Raw genomic sequence first — 18,309 nt, 5'->3', positions numbered from 1 at the left:
GAGAGCTCTACGATGCCGGGGAACCGGAACCGACGGAGGAGACCCGATGCGAGAGACACTTCTGCTGGGCGAGGACTGGCACGGGGCACGCCTTCAACTGGTCCGGGACACCTTGCTGGTCGTTGTGGACGACGACTCCGACCCCGGCCTCCCGCACGACAGCTTCCTCGCGGCCGCCTTCGACCTGCCGAGCCGCCGCCCCCTGGGACCCGTACACTCCTTCCGCTCTCCCGTCCAACTGGTCGACCTTCCCAGGCTCGGACCCGAACCGGTCCTGGCGTTCGTCGCTCCCAAGGTCCTGACGATCGCCGACGTACGCGACGGGTCCGTGCTGAAGACCTTCGCTCTGCCTCGCACCTACACGGACGAACGCTTCTATGAGGTGTGTGCCCTGGCTCTGGGCCGCTGCGGAGGCCGTGACCTGCTCTTCCTACACGAGGACGATGAGGGGCTCTACCACCGTTCGGTGACGGCGGTGGACCTGGGCACCAGCGAACCGATCCTCGGCATGGCCTGCGAACACTACCGCTACCGGGAGATCAGTGAGCGGCTCACTCTTCGGCACGGCTACCTGGCTTGGGCCACCACAGAGGAGGTCGTCGAGTTCGGGGCCGAGGACTTCAGCGTCGTCGACAAGTGCTTCGTCTACGTGCAGCGGGCGGACGACGGCTCCTGGGTGGGAAAGGTGTGTCTGCACAGCGGGGTTCCCGATGGCCGGGACGTCGAGATCGCTCACGCGGCCGGGCGCACCTACCTCGCCGAGTCCGGGAACATCGTCACCCTGCCCGACCTGGAACCGGTGTTCCCGAACGACCCGTGGGTCCTGGTGTCGCGGGTGACCGAATGGGGCGGCCGTCCGGTCGCCGTCCTCGTCCAGGGCCGGGGCTACTCACAGGAGCCTCCAGGACGGTTGTGTCATCTGTTCCTGGACACGGACACCCCGGAGAAGGCCGTCATCCCCTGGTCGGTGCCGCCACAGGTACACGACCTCCTGGTCACCTCCGACGGCACGATCGTGGTCTCCTCAGCCGAGGGAGTCCACGTGCTCGACGTCGACCCCGCGCCGTGACGGGACCGTGCGCACCTCGTATGCGAATCCGCCATAGGTTACCCGCGAACGGGAAATTCAGGGACCAAATACCCTTGTCTCCCTCCCGCCCCATGACCGGATGCGGACAATCCACATTCCACTTCAGCAAAAGCTGAGAAACAGTCTCACCGCTACATCAGAAGACGAAAAACCACCCTCGGCACCACACATCCCCTGACCTGCCCTTCAGGCGACACGGCAATCCGGGATGGATTCGAAGGAACACGGCACACCTGGCGAGGAAAGACGATAGTGTCCGTGGGCGACACGATCATCACCCAGGGAATACGTGCTTTCGTGTTATTTTCGTCAGGCGCACGTACACCCCCCGAACAGTGCGTGGAAGGGCTCACGATGACACGCCCCTGGGAAGCGGATCCCGCTGCGGACATGGCACGGAGACTGGGCAGATCACCGGCGGAGCTGGGCAACACCGACCACGTCGACGGCTGCCCCGACATCTGGGAACTCTCCAACGGCGACATCGCGGTGATCGGCCGTGACCTGACGCGGACCTATGCCCATCGGCTCCCGAACGGGGCCGCTATCGCGGAGGACGAGCGACTCATCGTCATCCCCCGTTCCACACTGATCTCAGCGAAATCGGATATTCCCGATGCTTGACACCATCGACTCCCTTACCGGAGATCACCTGGCGCTCACCGACTACTCCAGTGACTTCAGGAACCGTTTCGGGTCGCTCAGGAACACCGACGTCTACAAGCTCGAACGGCAACAGGAGTTCCATCAACCGGAAAGCAGGAGTTGGCTGGCCTTTATCGACGGGCGCCGGGACGAGTCCCTGCGCCTGTTGGAGGACAACCGCCCCGCTCTTCGGAAGGAATTCACCCGTCTCGCCCAGGCGGGGTGCGGTGTCCGCCGGGTCCGGGTCGTGGAGAAGCCCTTCCCCGTCTACCTGCTCTGGGAACTGCACTCCCTGCGGGTCCGGGCCCAGTGCGGCGAGGACATCCGCGTCGTTTCTCCCGAACGGCTCGCGTCCTTCGAGCGGGACCGTCCCGTTCCGGAGATCGTCACCCTCGGCGACGAGGTGACCTACAAGATCCTCTACGACGAGCAGGGCGTGCTCCGAGGGGCGGTCCGATTCGCCGACCCCGACGTCACCGCGCGGTGCAGGTCGGAGATAGCGGCCCTCCACGCGGCCGCCGAGGCCCTGGAGGACTACTTCGTCCGCGAGGTGGGCGGGGCGGACATCGCCGGTGTCCGATAAAGGCACGCCCCGACAGGGCGGGGAACCGGAGAAGGAACCGTCCGAGAGCACACGGTCGCGGATGGCGGACGTCTCCGGCCGCGCGGTCCAGGCACGCGACGTCCGCGGCGGGGTCCACTTCCACGGACACGGGTCGGGCCACTCCCCCACCCCGGTGCCCCGGCAGCTCCCCGGCGACGTACGCGGGTTCGTGAACCGTGCCGGCGAACTCGAGATCCTCAGCACGCCGGTGCGGGGAGCGGAACAAGGCGGGGACGGCCCCTCCGAGACCACGGTCCACGTCATCGCCGGGACCGCCGGAGTGGGCAAGACGGCCCTCGCGCTGCGCTGGGCGCACCGGGTCCGGAACCGCTTTCCCGACGGACAGCTCTACGTCGACCTTCAGGGGTACGGCCCCGGGCTGCCCATGGCGCCCGATCAGGTGTTGGACCGGTTCCTGCGTGCGTTCGGGGTCCCCACCAGCTCGATTCCCCCCGACACCGACAGCCGCTCCGCCCTCTACCGCTCCCTTCTGGCCGAGAAACGCGTCCTGATCCTGCTGGACAACGCCTCGACCGCGGCGCAGGTCCGCCCGCTGCTGCCGGGTTCCTCCGAATGCGCGGTCGTGGTCACGAGCAGGGACCGGCTGTCCGGCCTGGTCGTCAGGGACGGCGCGCAGCGCCTCACCCTGCGCACCCTGGACCCCGCCGAGGCGGTGGAACTCCTGGAGCACGTCACGGTCCGCCACCGGCCGCAGGACGACCCGCAGGAGGTGGCCGAACTCGCCCGGCTGTGCGGACAGCTCCCGCTGGCCCTGCGCATCGCCGCCGAGCGCGCGGCGAGCCGTCCCCACATGCCGCTGGCCGACCTCATCCAGGACCTTCGCGACGAGTCCTCGCTGTGGGACGCCCTGGCCACCGATGACGAGGAGGAGGCCGGCACGATCCGTTCCGTCTTCGCCTGGTCCTACCGGGCCCTGCCAGAGGGCGCCGCACGCCTGTTCCGGCTGCTCGGCCTGCACCCCGGCCGGGACTTCAGCACCGGAGCCGCAGCGGCCCTGGCGGACCTGCCCGCCCGTCGGGCCCGGCGCACCCTGGACACCCTGGTGGGCGCCCACCTTCTGGAGCAGACCGGCCCGGACCGCTACCGGTTCCACGACCTGATCCGCTCCTACGCGATGGACCAGGTGCGCGACGGGGAGGAGCCGGGGCCGCGGAACGAAGCCCTGGAGCGGCTCCTGACCTGGTACCTGCGCACCGCGTACGCCGCGCTCGGGGTGGTCGACTCCAACCTGCGGCGTCCCGGACCGGACGAGCTGCTGCGCGATGGGGCGCACGAGAGTCCCGTCTTCACCGGCAACGGCGACGCGGTCCGGTGGTTCGAACTGGAGGGGAAGAACCTGATGGCCGCGGCGGCGACGGCCGCTGCCTATGATCTGGACGGCCTCGTCTGGCGGTTTCCCCTGGTCCTGCGGCACTTCCCCGCCTTCCACAGCCTCGGTGCGGAGTGGACCGCCGCTGTCCGCCGCGGTCTGGAGACGGTGCGACGCGAACACCGCCCCTCGGTCGAGGCCGACCTGGAGGAGGGCCTGGGCATCGCGTGCCTGCAGTCCCAGCTGCCCGATGACGCGATCACCCACCACGGGCGTGCTCTGGAGCTCCGGCGCGAGCTGGACGACGACCTCGGTGCGGCCATGTCGTTGAACGCCATCGGCCTGGTCCACCTGCGCGAGCACCGGCTCGGTGAGGCCCGCGACCATCTGGAGCGTTCCCTTGAGTCCGCCAGGGCCCTCGGGGACGGGCTCTGGGAGGGGATCGTCCAGGGAAACCTGGTCCGCTGCCTCCTCGACCTGGGCAGGCCGGAGGAGGCGGCGCTCCTGGCCGAGCAGGCCATCGACGTCCACCGGCGGACCGGCAACCGGATGAGCGAGTTCGCCTGCCTGACCTCGTTGAGCGCGGCCTGGCGGGAACTCGGCCGGGCCGACCGATCACTGGGCTTCATTCAGAAGGCCTTGGAGCTTGCCCAGGAACTCGAACACACCGTCCGGGAGGGGTACGCGCTCCTCGAACTCGGCAGGACCCACGTCCTGCTCGGGCAGACGGAGGACGCTCTGTCCTGCTTCCACGAGGCGGCGGTCCTGCACCGCGCGATCGCCGACCACGTGCGCGAGGCCGAGGCCTTCGAGGGAGTGGGCGAGGCCTACGGGGCGCTGGAGCGCCCCGAGGAAGCGGCGAAGTTCTACCGGCAGGCGGTCAGCACGTACCGCAGGTACCGGGACCGGTGGAGGCTGGCGGTCTGTCTGGACCGGCTGGCCTCCGCGCTGGCCGCCTCCGGGGAGGCCGAGACGGCCAGGGGGCACTGGCGTGAGGCGCTGCAGGCCCTGGAGGGGTTCACCGATCCCAGGGCCGCGCACCTGCGCAGGGAGGTCACGACGGCCTCGGCGCAGGCGGGTGATGTACCGGAGCCTGGTCCGGATGGCGGGGCGGACGGCGGCTGAGGCCCGTCCGGACACGCGGCGCCCGGGCGCGGATGCGTGGCCGGAAGCGGACAGCCGGGTGCCCCGGAGTACGCGCACGGGAACGCTACGTGCAGTCGCCCACGCGGACCCCGAGGTGAAGCGGTGCCCCCTTCCCCAGGACCGAGCCCCTCCCCAGCCCTCGACCACGCTCCCACCGATCCACTGGCCGCCGTACGCGGCCGTGTCCTACTCCATGTGAAGAGCCCCGAGCACGCCCCTCTGGTGCAGGTGTCCTCGTCCACCGGTGGTGTGGTCTTCTCCGGACGAAGAGCGGCCTCCCACGTGCGGGACTTCGTCAGAGCCCGCGAACGCCCCTGCCCCGTGGTCCTGGACCCCTCCGCGTACGAGTCCCACGTGGCCACCCCCGAAGCACCCTTCCTCCTCCGGGAATCCAGTCTCTTCGAGGAGGACCAGCTCAGGGAGACACTGCACCAGCTCACCATGAGCGGCGCCGACCTGGTCCTGACACCGACCGGTTTCCTGACGGCGGACGAGAACGGAGCAGAGGCCCTACGACGGGCGGCGAGGCGGGTCGACGCCCTCGACACCGCCGATGTGGTGTTGGCTGTTCCCCTGGATGCCCTCTGGCTGAGCCGTCGTGAACAGCTGGCGTCCCTCCTACAGCGGATACGCACCCCCAAGGCGCTGATCCTGGGTGCCCGCGGCAATCCCGTCGAGTCCACGTCCCGAGCACAGGCGTTGAGGGAGACCGTCTTCGAGGCGGGAGAAACCGCTCTCCTGCGCACCGACCTGGCGGGGTTGGACGCGATGCTCCACGGTGCCCCGTTCACGTCCATCGGCGACACCTCCTCCACCCGGCACACCGTGCCGCCCTGGGAGGACCCACGGGTGTTCACCAGGAACAGGAGCCCGAACGTCCTGGACCCGAACCTGATGGCCTACGTACGGGGGATGCGGCTCGCCGAGCAGCCCGTGGGCGAACTCCTGCGCTGCACCTGCGTTCCCTGCGTCGAGGCGGGAGAGGCGAGGGGCAGCGGCGCAGTCGGCCGACTGCTGAACACCCTGCACGATCACTCGGACACGGCGCAGGCCCACGCACACAACATGGCTGTCTGGTCGCGGTGGTGGAGTGACCTGAGCCGTGAGACCACCCGCGAGCGGGCCGGGGCCCGGTGGAGAGCCCTGTGCGCGGGCGCTCTGCACCGCTATGGCGAGTACAACGGGCGATTTCTGCGCGCGAACGGTCCGTTCACCCCGTCGGGTGCGCTGAGGTACTGGGCTGGAGAGGGGGGCTGAGGCCTTTCCGCGCGTCCAGGGCCCGGTGGACGCGCTCAGCGAAACGCCAGCGCAGGGCGGCCTCCGCTTCGGAGGCCCTCACCCGGGGTTCCACCAGGACTCGGGCCTCTTCACCCCGCGCCACGGCAAGACCGATGCCGTGGTAGTCGGCCTCCAGCACCGCCCGTTCGAAATCGTCCCCGGGAGTCTCGCACACCGCCATGCGCGGCGCTCCCGGGCCGAGACGGCAGGCCTGATCAAGGGCTTCGAAGGGCTCTTCGCCCCACACGGCGGCCACATCCACGTGCACAGGTATGTCGGCCAGCCTCAGGATGCTCCGGTCGCTCCTCCTCAGTGCCCAACCGGGCACCGCTGGGAGGATGGCTCTCTCCCTGCTGGTGAGGGAATCGAGGGGTAGCCGCTCCTCCAGGGGGAGCGCCTGCAGGACCTCGAACACCCCGAGCCTGTCTCCCAGGGTTCGGCCTGCTCTTCGTCGCAGCGCCTCCTGGGCGGCCACCGGGCGGCAGACGACCGTCGTTTCCACTCCCCGGGAACTGAGATCGACCACCGCGGACGGCCCCTGAACCGAACCCACGCACTTCGCGGCGAGAGTGGAGCGTAGGCGTCGTCGGAGGTCCATGTCCCGAGTCTGCCAAAGAGACCATGGTGCAAGGTGCCTTTCCACAGCAGGACCGTTGTTGGTCCACCCGAGTCACCGGCTTTCCTCCCGTGCCCCCCAGATGGGGGATGCGGTGTTCTCCCCGGTGAAGCGGGAGGAGGGGCCCGGAGGTTGGTGGAAGGGTTCTCGCACGGCCTCTGGCATCGGCGGGCAAGGACCCGGGGCCGGGGTGCCCCGCTCTCCTCAGGCTCCGAGGAGAGCGGGCGCATACGGCGTGTGGAGCCGTGTGCGGTCAGCGGTTCGAGGGAGAACCGCAGCACTTCTTGTACTTGCGCCCCGAGTCACACCAGCAGGGCTCGTTACGGCCGGGAGGCCACGCCCGCAACCTCGGGTCGTCCGCGGAGAGCTCCAGGTACACCCAGTCAAGGGCGGTGTCGATGTTCACCGGGTCCTGGCCGGAGCGCTCGGCGAACTCCACGATCTCCTTCACCCCGTGCAGCGCCACGCTCCGCCGCGCCTCCGGGTGTTCGCGGTCCTGCTCCCGGAGGGTTCGTTCGATGGAGCGGTAGTAGACGTCGGCGCCGTGCTCGACGTACTCCCCCGTGAGCAGTCCCCGGGCGCAGGCCTCGTCGAAGACCTCGCGGGAGTAGACCGGTTCCACCTTCTCCTGCGGGCCCTCGTCCTCCCGGACCCCGCCCTCGTCGCCGGGGAAGCCCGCCAGGCCCTCCACCTGCCGCTGGGCCACGGCCAGGGCCACGTCGTCGTGCGCGTCGCGCGTCAGACCCAGATTCATCCGTGCCAGCAAACGGCTGACGAGCGGTGCCAGGGAGAGATCGTCCTCGTCCTGGAGGTCCTCCGGTGACGCGGCGAGCAACTGGCGGGCGGCGACGTTGTGGCAGCGCAGCGCCTCCTCCCACCGTCCCAGCTCCTGGAGGTCCTCGCCGAGCAGTTGGGCGGGCCCCTCGCCCAGGTGGCCGGGGCGGAGCAGATCGGAGGTGATCCGCTCCGCCTCGGCGGTGTCCCCCGCGTCCCGGCTCTCCCGCAGGAGTTTGACCAGTTCGACGGAGGCGTACTGGCGGTCCTCGGAGGTGGGGAGGTGATCGCGCACGGCCCCCAGCAGGCGACGGGCCCGGTCTCCGCGTCCCGCGCGGTTCAGGTCCTCGGCGAACTCCATGACGAGCTCGCCCGTGCGGTCGGGTTCGGCGGCCAGGTCGTCCAGGAGTCGGCCGGGAAGGTCCAGTTTCCGAAGCGCGGCCGTCAGGGGCGCGTCAACGCTGGTGGTGGCGGGATCGTGGTCGGTCATAGCCACCAGCCTAGGGTTCGAGGGAACCCCGGGCGGTTCGTTATCCGGAAGGCGCCGTCCTCCTACCCGTCCAGCCCACGGCGGGTCTGCCCGGTGATGCTCGCGTCCTCGACCGGCCGCACGGCCCCGTTCTCGGCACGGGAACGGGGCCGTCGTGTGGGTGCGGCGTGTGGGCTCAGGCCCGGTCGGCGTGCGTGCGCTCCCCGGCGATCAGGGCCGCGTTCTCGCCGCGCCACGTGTCCGCCTCCCGCCAGATCACCGACACCCCCAGGGCGCCGAGCAGCGCCGGGGCCGACCAGTCCTCCTCGGGAGGAGCGGGGAGGACGAGGCACACCCGGTCGGCTTCCGCTCCCCGGGCCCAGCGCGCCTCCAGCAACTCCAGGGCCTCGCGGCGCAGCCTTTCGTAACCCGTGTCCTCCTCGGGCAGAACGCGGTACAGCACGGACAGGCCGGAGAGATGGCAGAGTACGTCGCCGTTCTCCTGGTCGTCCGGTCGGCTCCCCGCCCGGTACAGGTCGGCGATGAGGCTGTGGCGCAGGAAGCCGTACACGCTCTGGTCCCGGGCCTCCTCCCGCTGTGCGATTCCGGCAAGGAAGAGGCGCAGGTGCTCGGCCGCGGTGGGGTCCTGGGGCCCGGGCTGCGGCGGAACCGGTGGTGTGGGCGCGCTCATCGGCTGCTCCTCGATCCGCTCGGTCGCGGTGTCACGGTGCCTTGTGGTGGTGTCGCTGTGCCTTGTGCGCTGGGAGATCCGGGAGCCGATCCCCGCCCTGTGCTGGGCCCAGCTGCGTTCGGCGTGCACGGTCTGGTAGTCGACCACCGACGCGGCGGACCGGTCCAGGACCAGCCGGTAGCCGTCGCGCTCCAGGTGCCAGCACCCGTCCGTGCGCCGGGCCTGTCGGCCCTCGGTCAGGAAGTCGCCGAGCATGGCGCGGATCTCCACCTCGGCCTCCCTGGCCGTGGCCCTGTGGCGGACCGCGAAGCGGGCGCGCGCCGCGGCGCTGACGGTGATCGTGGCAGCCCGTACGGAGGGCTCCAACCGGGCTCCGGTGTCCAGCCCGGCGGGCGAACCCAGCACGGTCGGCTGGCCCTCCGGGCGCCGGACCCGCCTGGTGCGGTAACCGTCGCATCCGGGCTGCCGGCACCAGCCGTCCGGGGAACTCGTGCGGTTGCGGCACCGCTGACCGTCGGCGTGGTGGCGGGTGCAGGTCCTCTCGTGGTCTGTCACGGGGGCGGAGGGGTCGACGAGGGTGTCGGGCAGAGGTCCGGTGTGCAGGACGGTCAGGGTCTGGGTGCACCGGGTCAGCGCGACGTAGAGCCGTCCGTGGCCTCCGGGGCCGGAGTCGGATATCTGGCGCGGCTCCACCAGGATGACGTGGTCGAACTCCAGGCCGCTGACGTCGGAGGCCGCCAGGGCTCGGACGGTGCCCTCGACGGGTGCGGGGCCGGTCGCCAAGGCGTCCGCGATCGACTGCAGGTACGGGGAGGCGTCGTCGGCGATGACCGCCACGGAGCGCTCGCCTCCCTTGGCCAGCAGTTCGGTCGCGCGCTCACGGACACCATCGATCAGGTCCTCAGGGGCGAGACGGGCCATGGTCAGCTCCCCGTCCCGGGGCTCGCGGAGCGTTTCGGGGAAGGTGGTCAGTTCGGAGGCGGCCACGGCGGCGGGGACGGCCGTGTGCATCACCTGGCTGGGAATGCGGTATCCGAGGGTGAGTTCCTGTAGTTCCCAGCCGTCGGGCAGTTCCAGGTGGTCGGTCAGGGCCGCCCAGTCGGTGTGGCTGTGCGTGCCCGTGGACTGGGCGAGGTCGCCCAGGATGGTGAGGGAACCGCTCGGGCAGCGGCGGGCCAGGGCACGCAGCTGCATGGGGGTGAGGTTCTGTGCCTCGTCCACCACGATGTGCCGGTAGCGGTCGGGGGTGTCTCCGTTGAGGAGGATCCGCAGTTCCTCCAGACAGAGCAGGTCGGCGCTGCTCCAGGACTCCTGCCCGGTCCGGTTGGCCGCGGGCCGGTACAGGGCGGACTGCTCCTCGGCGGTGAGGACGCCCTCGGACGCCTGTCCCAGGACCTGGGCGTCGCCGAGCAGCCTTCGGTAGAGGCGGTTCTCGGAGACCCGGGGCCAGGTGGCGTTGACTGGACCGGCCAGGGAGGACGTGATGCGACGGCGCAGTGCCTGTCCCTGGCGGCGGTGCCGGTAGGAGACCTGGTCGAGCATGCGGTCCACGAGCAGGTCGGTGAAGCGCTGGCGGCGGGTGTTGAGGGGTGCGTCCGACTCCAGCACCTCACCGAAGATCCGCTCGATGTCGGCCTCGGCCACGGCCAGGGGGCTCTCATCGACCCGGATTCTGAGCTGATCGCCGTCGAGGAACTTCGACCAGGCTCCCGCGCGTACCGTCTGGCGGACCGCCTGGCGCAGGACCCCGGCCATCCGGGCATCGGACTTGATCCGGTGCTGCTCGGCGGTGTCGTGGCCTCCGCTTCGCCCCGGGCACAGGTCGTCGACGCGCAGCGAGGTCACGCCGCGTGTGCCCAGTGAGGGCAGCACCTCGCTGACGTAGTCGAGGAAGTACTGGCTGGGGCCGACGACGAGGATCTGGCCCGGGGTGAAGTGGTCGTTGTCCAGCAGCCAGGTGACACGGTGCAGGCCGATCGCGGTCTTGCCGGTTCCCGGACCGCCCTGGACCACCAGTGCCCCGGGCCGGTCGTGGCAGACCAGGTCGAGCTGGTCGCGGTGTATCGTCTCGACGATGTCGCGCATGAGACCGTCTCGGGAGCGGTCCAGTTCCCGGAGGAGGAACGGGTCCTGTGCCGTGCCCGCCTCCTGCTCCTTCCGGGCCCGGATCGCGGCCGCCACCTGGGCCGGGGAAGCCTGCTCCGAGGAGGGGTCGTCGGCCTTGCGGACGAGTTCGTCGTGGTAGTCCACCACGCGTTCGCCGTGGCAGCGCAGGCGTCGGCGAAGCGTCACCGCGCCCTTCTCGGTTCCCCGCTCACGGCGCCAGCGGACCGCCGCCGGGCTGGACCACTTGATGACGAAGACGTTCCCGTCCTCGTCCCGGACACTTCTGCGGCCCACGTAGAAGGTCTCGTCGCCGCTCTCCTCCTGAAGGTCCACGCGTTGGACGACGAGCTGCTGTCCGCCGAGTTCGTACTGCGCGACCCAGCGTGCGTACTCCTCGTGCTGGGCCACGCTGTCCTTGGCGCTGGCGGCGGCGTCGGCGGTGGCCAGCCGTGTGGTCTGTCCGCGCTGCCGTTCCAGACATCGGTGGGCCCGGTCCACAGCGGTCTGTTCCTGCTCGATGATCCGTTGGCGGGCGTTGCTCCCCATCGTTTCGCCTCCCTCACGGAGAAAGGTGCGGTGGGCGGCGCCACGGGGGGCGTTGGCGTCACCCTGGTCGGACCGGTCACGGAACAGTCGGCATGCAGAGCCGGGGGGCTCGCGTTCGGAACTCGATCCGGTTGCCGGGGCTGTGTGCACTCACAGAAACCGTAGGTTCATGACAGCATAGATCTTCCTGTGAATATAGCCAACCATGATGACGAAGAAGTTTTTCGACTCTGGTGACCGTGTGTGGCCACACCACTGAGGCGCCCGTCCCCCCGCCCTCGCCTCGACCGCGACCTTCCTGGTAGCGGCACAGGGGACAGGACGGAGCAACCAGGCCTGAGGAAGCCACGGCAGCCCGCACACGGCGGGCCACGGACGCCCATGTCAGCGCCCATGGCCCACCTGTCTGGAGTCAGTCCTGCGGCCACCTGTTCCGAAGGCGTTCAACCAGGTCGCGGCGCTCGAAACCTTCCAGGAGGATGGCCAGCTTCTCCAGAACCGGAGGGACCTCCCACTCCTCCAGCCCGGACAGGAAGGCGTCCAGAACTGGATCGTCCGCCCTGCCCCCTTCGGTTTCCTCAGCTTCTCCACCCGGTGTGGCCATGGCGTCGAGGGCGGCTCCCGCTTCCTCGATGTCGTGCAGCAGATTGGGATTTTGCTCGTACCACCAGACCCGAGCGATCTGGGGGTCGCTGAGAACGTCACGGCGCAGCTCCCTGACACGCTCCATCCGTGCCTGGTGGAGTGCCTTGCGGACCTCGTTGTGGGGCCCCACGCGTTCACGTTCGCGGTCCAGTGCCATGTCCTCGTCGTCGACGGTCAGGGTCACCGACACCGCCACCTCGCGTACCGCCTCCTCGTGGACCCCCTTCATCTCCGCGACAGCGCAGGCGATGTCGGCTTCGGCGGTTCCCCGGTCTCCCAAGGCGAAACCGGCACTGACCTCAGCGGCGACTCTGATGAGTTCACGCTGGATTCTGGCCAGGGCTCGCGATCGCGCAGCGACACCCGACCCGTTCCAGGAGACCGTGACCTCGAAGGCGCCTTCGAACCACATCCCCTCGGCACTGGAGGGCACACGGGCTTGGAAGGTCCGTGTCTCGTCCGGGGGGCGGAAGGCGACACTCCATACCGGCACCTTCCGGCCACGGCCCTCACCTCGGCGTTCCGTCATCGTGTCTCCTCGCCTTCGCTCAGGGTGCGCAGCAGTTCCTCAAGGGCCGGGGCCCTTCTTGTGTGAGCGTGTTTCCACCGTCGGGCCCAACGAACAAGTTCGAGGCGTACACGGTCATGCCCGTGTGCGGCCTCCCGAAGGACTTCGAAAGCTCCGCCGGGTCTACCCAGAGTGTCCGCTAGGGCGTCGAACCATGCCCACAGCGCACGGCCCGCCTCACTACCGGCGTAGGAGGCCGCGTGCCAGGCGCGGACGAGATCGTCCGATGCCGCCTCACCCCGGTCGAGTGCGGCCAGAACCCTCGGCACGGGACCGTCGGTGGCACCCAACAATCGGCAGAGGGCCAGACGTGCAACGTTCGCCCGGCGTCCCCGCTCCTTCCTTTGGGTCCAGTCGACCAACGTCCCCAGCACCACGGCGGTGTTCTCCGGTTCCCCGGAGATGTCCTCCAAAGCTTGGAGCACGGTCTCATCCCAGTAAGCGGGCACTTTCTCCGCGATGAGTCGCACCCTGGTCAGAGCGGTGGCCGGTTGGACCCTGCCGTAGACCCTGCACACCTCCAGGACGGTACGGTCCCTCAGACTGACTCCCCACGACCGCGCGGTGCGGTACAGGAGTTCACGCACCTGCGGTCCGAACTCCGGTGCGACCGCGGCCTCGGCGATCACCGGTATCGCAGCCCACATGAGGGAACTGGAGTTTCCCCAGCGGTCGATAAGGGTTCGTACGGGCGTGGTGTCGCGATGACGCCGCGCCAGCCGCAGCCACCGTCGCGCCGCCTCCGCTCGTGGCGGGGCGTCGAGTTCGGTGACGGCCTCAGCGGCCCATTCCTGGACCGAGACACGCGTTTCCGGGTGTTCCCGCCAGAGGTAGTCGAGGACCTCGTCACCGAACATGCGACGATTGAAGTGAACGCGGTCCTCACGGACGTGGGCCCCGATCTCCCACAGGTGAGCGGTGAGCCCCTCTCCGGAGATGGGTGTCCGCCACATCGAGGGTATGTACCACTCCTGGGCCAGGCGACGCGCCTGACTCACGACCACTGTGCGGTCCCCACCCTCGAGTAGGGCCACTGTGGCCAGGAGGACACGTCGGAACTCCTTCTCAAGGTCGTGACGGGTGAACCAGCGCGCGAGTTCCTCGGTCGTGTCGTCGTAGTCCTCCAGGACGTTCTTGATCCAGTCGGCCTCGTCCTCATACGAGGAACGGAGCCGGAATGCCTCCTGCGCGAGTCTGATGGCCCGGGCGGGCTCGGCCCCCTCAAGGGCGTCCCGGACACCGGGGTCACGCAGCCAGTGGTCAACGATCTCGGCGCCGTACCGTTTCTCCATGGCTCTCTGGAAGACGTCGACGGCACGTGCGGGGGCATCGATGTGCAGACACACCGGATACTCCGTCAGGTACTCCTCACGCTGTCCGGGAGAGGCGATGAGAACGAGGAGCGCACCGGCTCTGTGAGCGTCATCCGCAAGTGACCGCAGCGCGATCCTCTGGGTGGGCGTGGGCGCTCCCAAAGGTGTCAGGTCGAGAAACCGCGAGTGCTCGGAGTCGATATTGATGAGGGAGACCCCGGCATCCCTCTCCGTCGGGTCGACCGACAACTCTTCGACAGGATTCGCGGGGCGGCAGGTGATCATGGCGTGCACGGCGGTGAAGGCACGGCCGGTTCCGGGTTTTCCCGTTATGACCCCCGTACCGCGCGACCGTAGTTCCTCCTGAAAGAGGGCGTACTTACCGGCGTCTCTGGGGCAGAAGGTGTCGCGAATCTCCTTCAGTCGTTCCTCGGAGACCCTGGCTGCGTGGCGAAGACGGCGTGTGGCCCCCTCTCCGATGTGTTCGTGGTAGTGGACGCCTCCGTCGATACGCGCGGCGTTGACTGCCTGTCCCTGGTTCCTTCTGATTTTGTTTCCCCAGGGTGACTTTCTCTGGGCCTTCCCCTCCTCCTCGCCCGCAGGAGACGGTTCGTTCTCCGAGGGCGGGGCGTCACCGCCCTCCGGCGGACTTTCCTTCTGTTCGACCCCGTCAGCGCTCATCGGTCATGCCCCCGAAGGAGACGCCGCCGTTGACCGTTCCGGCCTGGACCACCTGGCCGCGGTCGTTGTGGCCGACGCTGTTGCCCGTGGTGGGGGCGGTCCCACCCGGTGCGGCGGGGGCCGGCCCGGCCGGGCGACTCCGCTCCGGCTCGGGGGCCGCCTCGGCTTCGGCCTGCGCGCCGGGAACCCAGGAGGGGGTGGGCACGAACAGGTAGCCCTCGGCCTGGAAGTCCTTGGAGGGGACGGAGGCGTGCACGGGCCGCCAGCGGCTGGCGCGGACGGGGGCGAAACCGCCGAGCACCACGTCCTCGTAGACGCGGCGGGAGACGATGGTGGCCAGCAGGGTGGTGTCGGGGTCGGAGGCCTCCAGTTCGCGCCGCACGGGCTCTGAGTCCAGCAGCCGGTGGGTGCTGATCATCGCCTCGCCCATGGCGTCGATGCCGCTGCCGTCGCCGGTGTCGGGCAGGGGGCCGACGTCGATGCTGGCGCGCAGCCGCATGCGCAGGTTGCGGTCGAGGGCGGCGAGGTAGGGCTGGGTCCGTTCCAGCTCCTTCTGCAACTCCTCCAGGAAGGGGCTGATGAGGTAGGGCAGGTGCTCGGGCTCGGCTCCCATGACGTAGCCGTCGCCGCTGTGGCGGGGAAAGCGCGCGTCCTTCCACACCGGGAGCATGTCGGCGCGGGTGAACGCCTCCTCCAACACCTGCGGTATCAACCGGCCGATGTACTGCTGGTGGCGGGCGCTGCTGGCGCTGAACTTCTCCATGTCCACCGCCAGCACGGCGCGGTAGGGAGGGAGGGGCTCGCTCTTGCCGATGCGGGACAGGTCGATCTCCACCGGGGACTCCTCGGGGGTGCGGGGCCTTCTCTCTGGCCGGACGGGACCACACTCCCCGGCGCACGCGTCCCGTGGTGTTCAGTTCTGAACACAGGAGGCGCGGAGTGTCGGCTGTCACACCGGTTCGCCTCCGGCCGCCAGGGCCTCCAGCGCCTCAAGGTCGAGGATGGCCACGTACTGCCGTCCGGTGCGGATGACGCCCCGCTCCCGCAGGGAGGTGTAGGCGTGGTGGAGGGAGGTGCGCGACATGCCCGCGAATCCGGCGATCTCGCTCTGGGCCAGAGGGACCCCCAACAGGCATCCGCGCGTGACCGGTGCGCCGTCCTCGGACAGGGGCGCGGGGAGGGGTTCGCCCATCACCGAGGCGAGGTGGAGCAGGGCGGCGGGCAGCCTGCGGTCGGCGGGGAGGGAGGACTGCTGCACCCTGAGGCGGTCGCCCTCGTCCTGACGCATGAGGGCGCTGTGCCACAGCGCGTTTCCCAGATCGAGTTCGTCGACGACCCTGCGGAAGCGGTCCGCGGGGAGGAAGGCGGTCGTGCTCGGGCACAGGGCCGTGACCGTGGCGTTCCTGGGGCGCTCGGCCCCGGCGAGGACGGACTCCCCCAGCATCTCCCCGCGGGTGCGGAAGGCGAGGGGGACGCAGGATCCGTCGGCCCTGATGGAGACCACCTTGGCGCGGCCGTTCAGCATGAGGTGCACCCCTCCGCCGACCTCGCCCTGTCGCAGGAGCGCCTCCCCCCGGGCGAACCTGCGTGTCACCGCCGACGCGGTCAACCGCTCCCACTGTTCGTCGGTGACCAGTCCTCCGAAGCCGTGCCTGTCCACGCTCGCGACTCTCCTCTTCCCGGGGCTGCGACCGGCAGGGCGATTCTCACCGGTCGTGTCCGCCCGGGCACGGTGGTGGCCGGGTCCGGCCACCACCGGCAAGGTCCGGTTTCAGAGGGAGCCCAAGAGCGCCCGTGGGTCCTTGGCCTCGGAGGCTGCGCGGGTCACCGGTTGGACGGTGAGCCGCAGCACTTCTTGTACTTGCGCCCCGAGTCACACCAGCAGGGCTCGTTGCGGCCGGGCGGCCAGGACCGCAGCCTCGGGTCGTCCGCGGTGACCTCCCGGTCCGCCCAGGTCCGGACGGTGTCGTCGTCCGCCGGGTCCTGGCCGGAGCGTTCGGCGAACTCGACGACGTCCTCCACGCCGTGCAGTACCACGCTCCGCGGCGTTCCGGGGTGTTCGCGGTCGCGCTCGCGCAGGCTCCGTTCGGCGGCGCGGTAGTAGGCGTCGGCGTCGTGCTCGGCGGCCCGCCCCGCGAGCAGTCCCCGGGCGCGGGCCCCGTCGAAGGCCGCGCGGGAGTAGAGCGCCTCCACATCCCGGTCCGGGCCGTCCTCCTCCGGCCAGCCCTCCTCCCCGTAGGGCGGGCGCAGAGCGCCCTGCGCCTGCCGTTGGGCCACGGCCAGGGCCACCTCGTCGTGGCCGTCGTGCGGCAGGCCCAGTTTCATGCGCGCCAGCAGGCGGTTGACGATCGGGGACAGGGAGAGGTCGTCCTCGTCCGCGAGCTCCTCCGGCGGCTCGGCGAGCAACTGCCGGGCGGCGATGTTGAAGCAGCGCAGCGCCTCGTCCCAGCGCTCCAGCTCCCGCAGGTCCTCGCCGAGCAGGTCGGCGGGCCCCTCGTCCAGGTGGCCCGGGCGCAGCAGTTCGGAGGTGATCCGCTCCGCCTCCGCCCTGGCCCGCGGGTCCGAACTCTCCCGCAGCAGGTCGGCCAGTTCAACGGAGGCGTACTGGCCGTCCTCGGAGGTGGGAGGGTGCTCGCGCACGGTCTCCAGCAGGCGGCGGGCCTGGTCGTCGCGTCCCGCACGGCGCAGTTCCACGGCGGAGTCCATGAGGACCTCGCCGGTGTCGTCGGGGTGGGCGGCCAGCTCCTTCAGGACGCGGCCGGGCAGGTCCAGTCCCCGGAGCGCGGCCGTCAGGGGCGTGTCATCACCGGCCGTGGCGGTGCAGGAGGCGTGGTCGTTCATGGCCACCAGGCTAGAAGCAGCCGGAACGGCGGACGACCCGTTTCCCGGAACCGGGAGGCCGAGGCGCTCACTCGGCGTCCTCGTCCAGCTCCCGCCAGCGCACCGACGAGACCTCCGGCTCCAGGCTGAGCCTCCTGACCAGCTGTTCCACGGCCTCGTCCTGGCGTGCGCCCGCGAAGACGTCGGCGTACACGGACACCAGGTCCTCGTCCTCGTCCAAGTGGCGGCAGTCCAAGGAGCGCAGTGTGAACTCGGTTTCGGCCAGCGCCTGGAGCAGCAGGGCCCGTACGTGGGGGTCCTGGACGTTCGTGCACACGATCCGGATCCGGTAAACGGTCTCCTCGTCCTTGGAGTTGGCGGGCGAACTCTTCTGCAGCCGCCGGGCCACCGGGCGCAGCAGGACGTTGGCGGCCACCACCGCCACCGCGCCCATCGCCGCGACCGGGTAGACGCCGCTTCCGGCCAGGACTCCCACGGCGGCGGCGCACCAGATCGTCGCGGCCGTGTTGATGCCGCGGATGTTGATGCCGTCGCGCAGGATGACGCCCGCGCCGAGGAAGCCGATGCCCGACACCACCTGGGCCGCGACACGCGTGGGGCTGACCTCGTCCACGGCGTAGGCGGCCAGCAGGACGAACAGCGCCGACCCCACGGCGACGAGCGCGTTGGTGCGAAGGCCCGCCATCCGCGCCCGCCACTGGCGTTCGACGCCGACCAGCGCGCCCAGTCCGAACGCGCAGCCGAGCCGGAGTGCGGCCTCCCACCATTCCAACATCGGCCCACTCCCCCACAGGTCGCCCGTCCGGTCCGCTCCGAGGGGCCCGCGCGGTGCCGGAACGCCGACACGTACGCGACATCACGCCCACCTCACCGGATACTGGACACGGCTACCCGCTCCTCCCCCGCGTACACCCGCACTCCTGTGAAGCCGCCCAACCACCACAGCCCCCCAGATCAGAAGCCCGC

At 70.0% G+C, this 18,309-nt stretch carries 14 protein-coding genes; 5 read left to right on the top strand and 9 right to left on the bottom strand.

All coding sequences use genetic code 11. The annotated features are described in order from the left end of the window. Positions 1 to 46 precede the first annotated feature (46 nt). From KGD83_RS12150 to KGD83_RS12130, 5 genes are all read left to right on the top strand, one after another. Positions 47 to 1,069: a hypothetical protein gene (locus KGD83_RS12150; RefSeq protein ID WP_212643864.1), complete on the top strand. Its 1,023-nt coding sequence runs from the start codon at positions 47 to 49 to the stop codon at positions 1,067 to 1,069. A gap of 375 nt (positions 1,070 to 1,444) precedes the next feature. Beyond that, on the top strand, positions 1,445 to 1,714 hold the full coding sequence (locus KGD83_RS12145) for a hypothetical protein (RefSeq protein WP_212644391.1): 270 nt from the start codon (positions 1,445 to 1,447) through the stop codon (positions 1,712 to 1,714). After that, positions 1,707 to 2,318, top strand: a complete 612-nt coding sequence (locus KGD83_RS12140; protein WP_212643863.1) for a DUF6879 family protein — start codon at positions 1,707 to 1,709, stop codon at positions 2,316 to 2,318. Before KGD83_RS12145 ends, KGD83_RS12140 begins: the two co-directional genes overlap by 8 nt. A 61-nt stretch (positions 2,319 to 2,379) precedes the next feature. Then, positions 2,380 to 4,794, top strand: a complete 2,415-nt coding sequence (locus KGD83_RS12135; protein WP_249352294.1) for an ATP-binding protein — start codon at positions 2,380 to 2,382, stop codon at positions 4,792 to 4,794. A 216-nt stretch (positions 4,795 to 5,010) separates the two neighbouring features. Continuing rightward, complete coding sequence (locus KGD83_RS12130) at positions 5,011 to 6,072, top strand: hypothetical protein (RefSeq protein ID WP_212643861.1); 1,062 nt, start codon at positions 5,011 to 5,013, stop codon at positions 6,070 to 6,072. Here KGD83_RS12130 and KGD83_RS12125 read toward each other — a convergent pair. From KGD83_RS12125 to KGD83_RS12085, 9 genes are all read right to left on the bottom strand, one after another. After that, positions 6,026 to 6,691: a hypothetical protein gene (locus tag KGD83_RS12125; RefSeq protein WP_249352292.1), complete on the bottom strand. Its 666-nt coding sequence runs from the start codon at positions 6,689 to 6,691 to the stop codon at positions 6,026 to 6,028. The genes KGD83_RS12130 and KGD83_RS12125 overlap by 47 nt on opposite strands. A 271-nt stretch (positions 6,692 to 6,962) precedes the next feature. Further along, the gene (locus KGD83_RS12120; protein WP_212643860.1) at positions 6,963 to 7,973 is read right to left on the bottom strand and encodes an SEC-C domain-containing protein; all 1,011 of its coding nucleotides are present in this window, start codon (positions 7,971 to 7,973) and stop codon (positions 6,963 to 6,965) included. A gap of 175 nt (positions 7,974 to 8,148) precedes the next feature. Next, on the bottom strand, positions 8,149 to 11,295 hold the full coding sequence (locus tag KGD83_RS12115; protein ID WP_212643859.1) for a HelD family protein: 3,147 nt from the start codon (positions 11,293 to 11,295) through the stop codon (positions 8,149 to 8,151). Between the two features lie 412 nt (positions 11,296 to 11,707). Beyond that, complete coding sequence (locus tag KGD83_RS12110; RefSeq protein WP_212643858.1) at positions 11,708 to 12,469, bottom strand: hypothetical protein; 762 nt, start codon at positions 12,467 to 12,469, stop codon at positions 11,708 to 11,710. Continuing rightward, positions 12,466 to 14,502 carry a protein kinase family protein gene (locus tag KGD83_RS12105; protein ID WP_212643857.1) on the bottom strand — a complete coding sequence of 679 codons (2,037 nt, stop codon included), beginning with the start codon at positions 14,500 to 14,502 and terminating at the stop codon, positions 12,466 to 12,468. Before KGD83_RS12105 ends, KGD83_RS12110 begins: the two co-directional genes overlap by 4 nt. After that, positions 14,492 to 15,337, bottom strand: coding sequence for a hypothetical protein (locus KGD83_RS12100; RefSeq protein WP_212643856.1), 846 nt, complete (start codon positions 15,335 to 15,337; stop codon positions 14,492 to 14,494). The genes KGD83_RS12105 and KGD83_RS12100 overlap by 11 nt, the downstream gene beginning before the upstream one ends. Before the next feature lie 114 nt (positions 15,338 to 15,451). After that, positions 15,452 to 16,162 carry a Crp/Fnr family transcriptional regulator gene (locus tag KGD83_RS12095; RefSeq protein ID WP_212643855.1) on the bottom strand — a complete coding sequence of 237 codons (711 nt, stop codon included), beginning with the start codon at positions 16,160 to 16,162 and terminating at the stop codon, positions 15,452 to 15,454. 164 nt (positions 16,163 to 16,326) lie between these two features. Continuing rightward, positions 16,327 to 17,343: an SEC-C metal-binding domain-containing protein gene (locus tag KGD83_RS12090; protein ID WP_212643854.1), complete on the bottom strand. Its 1,017-nt coding sequence runs from the start codon at positions 17,341 to 17,343 to the stop codon at positions 16,327 to 16,329. Positions 17,344 to 17,410: 67 nt separating this feature from the next. After that, the gene (locus tag KGD83_RS12085; protein ID WP_212643853.1) at positions 17,411 to 18,118 is read right to left on the bottom strand and encodes an MgtC/SapB family protein; all 708 of its coding nucleotides are present in this window, start codon (positions 18,116 to 18,118) and stop codon (positions 17,411 to 17,413) included. Positions 18,119 to 18,309 lie beyond the last annotated feature (191 nt).

Origin of the sequence: Nocardiopsis akebiae (assembly GCF_018316795.1) — a bacterium.
GTDB lineage: Bacteria > Actinomycetota > Actinomycetes > Streptosporangiales > Streptosporangiaceae > Nocardiopsis > Nocardiopsis dassonvillei.
The sequence above is the reverse complement of the archived record's forward strand: the minus strand, read 5'-3'. Positions and strand labels throughout refer to the sequence as shown.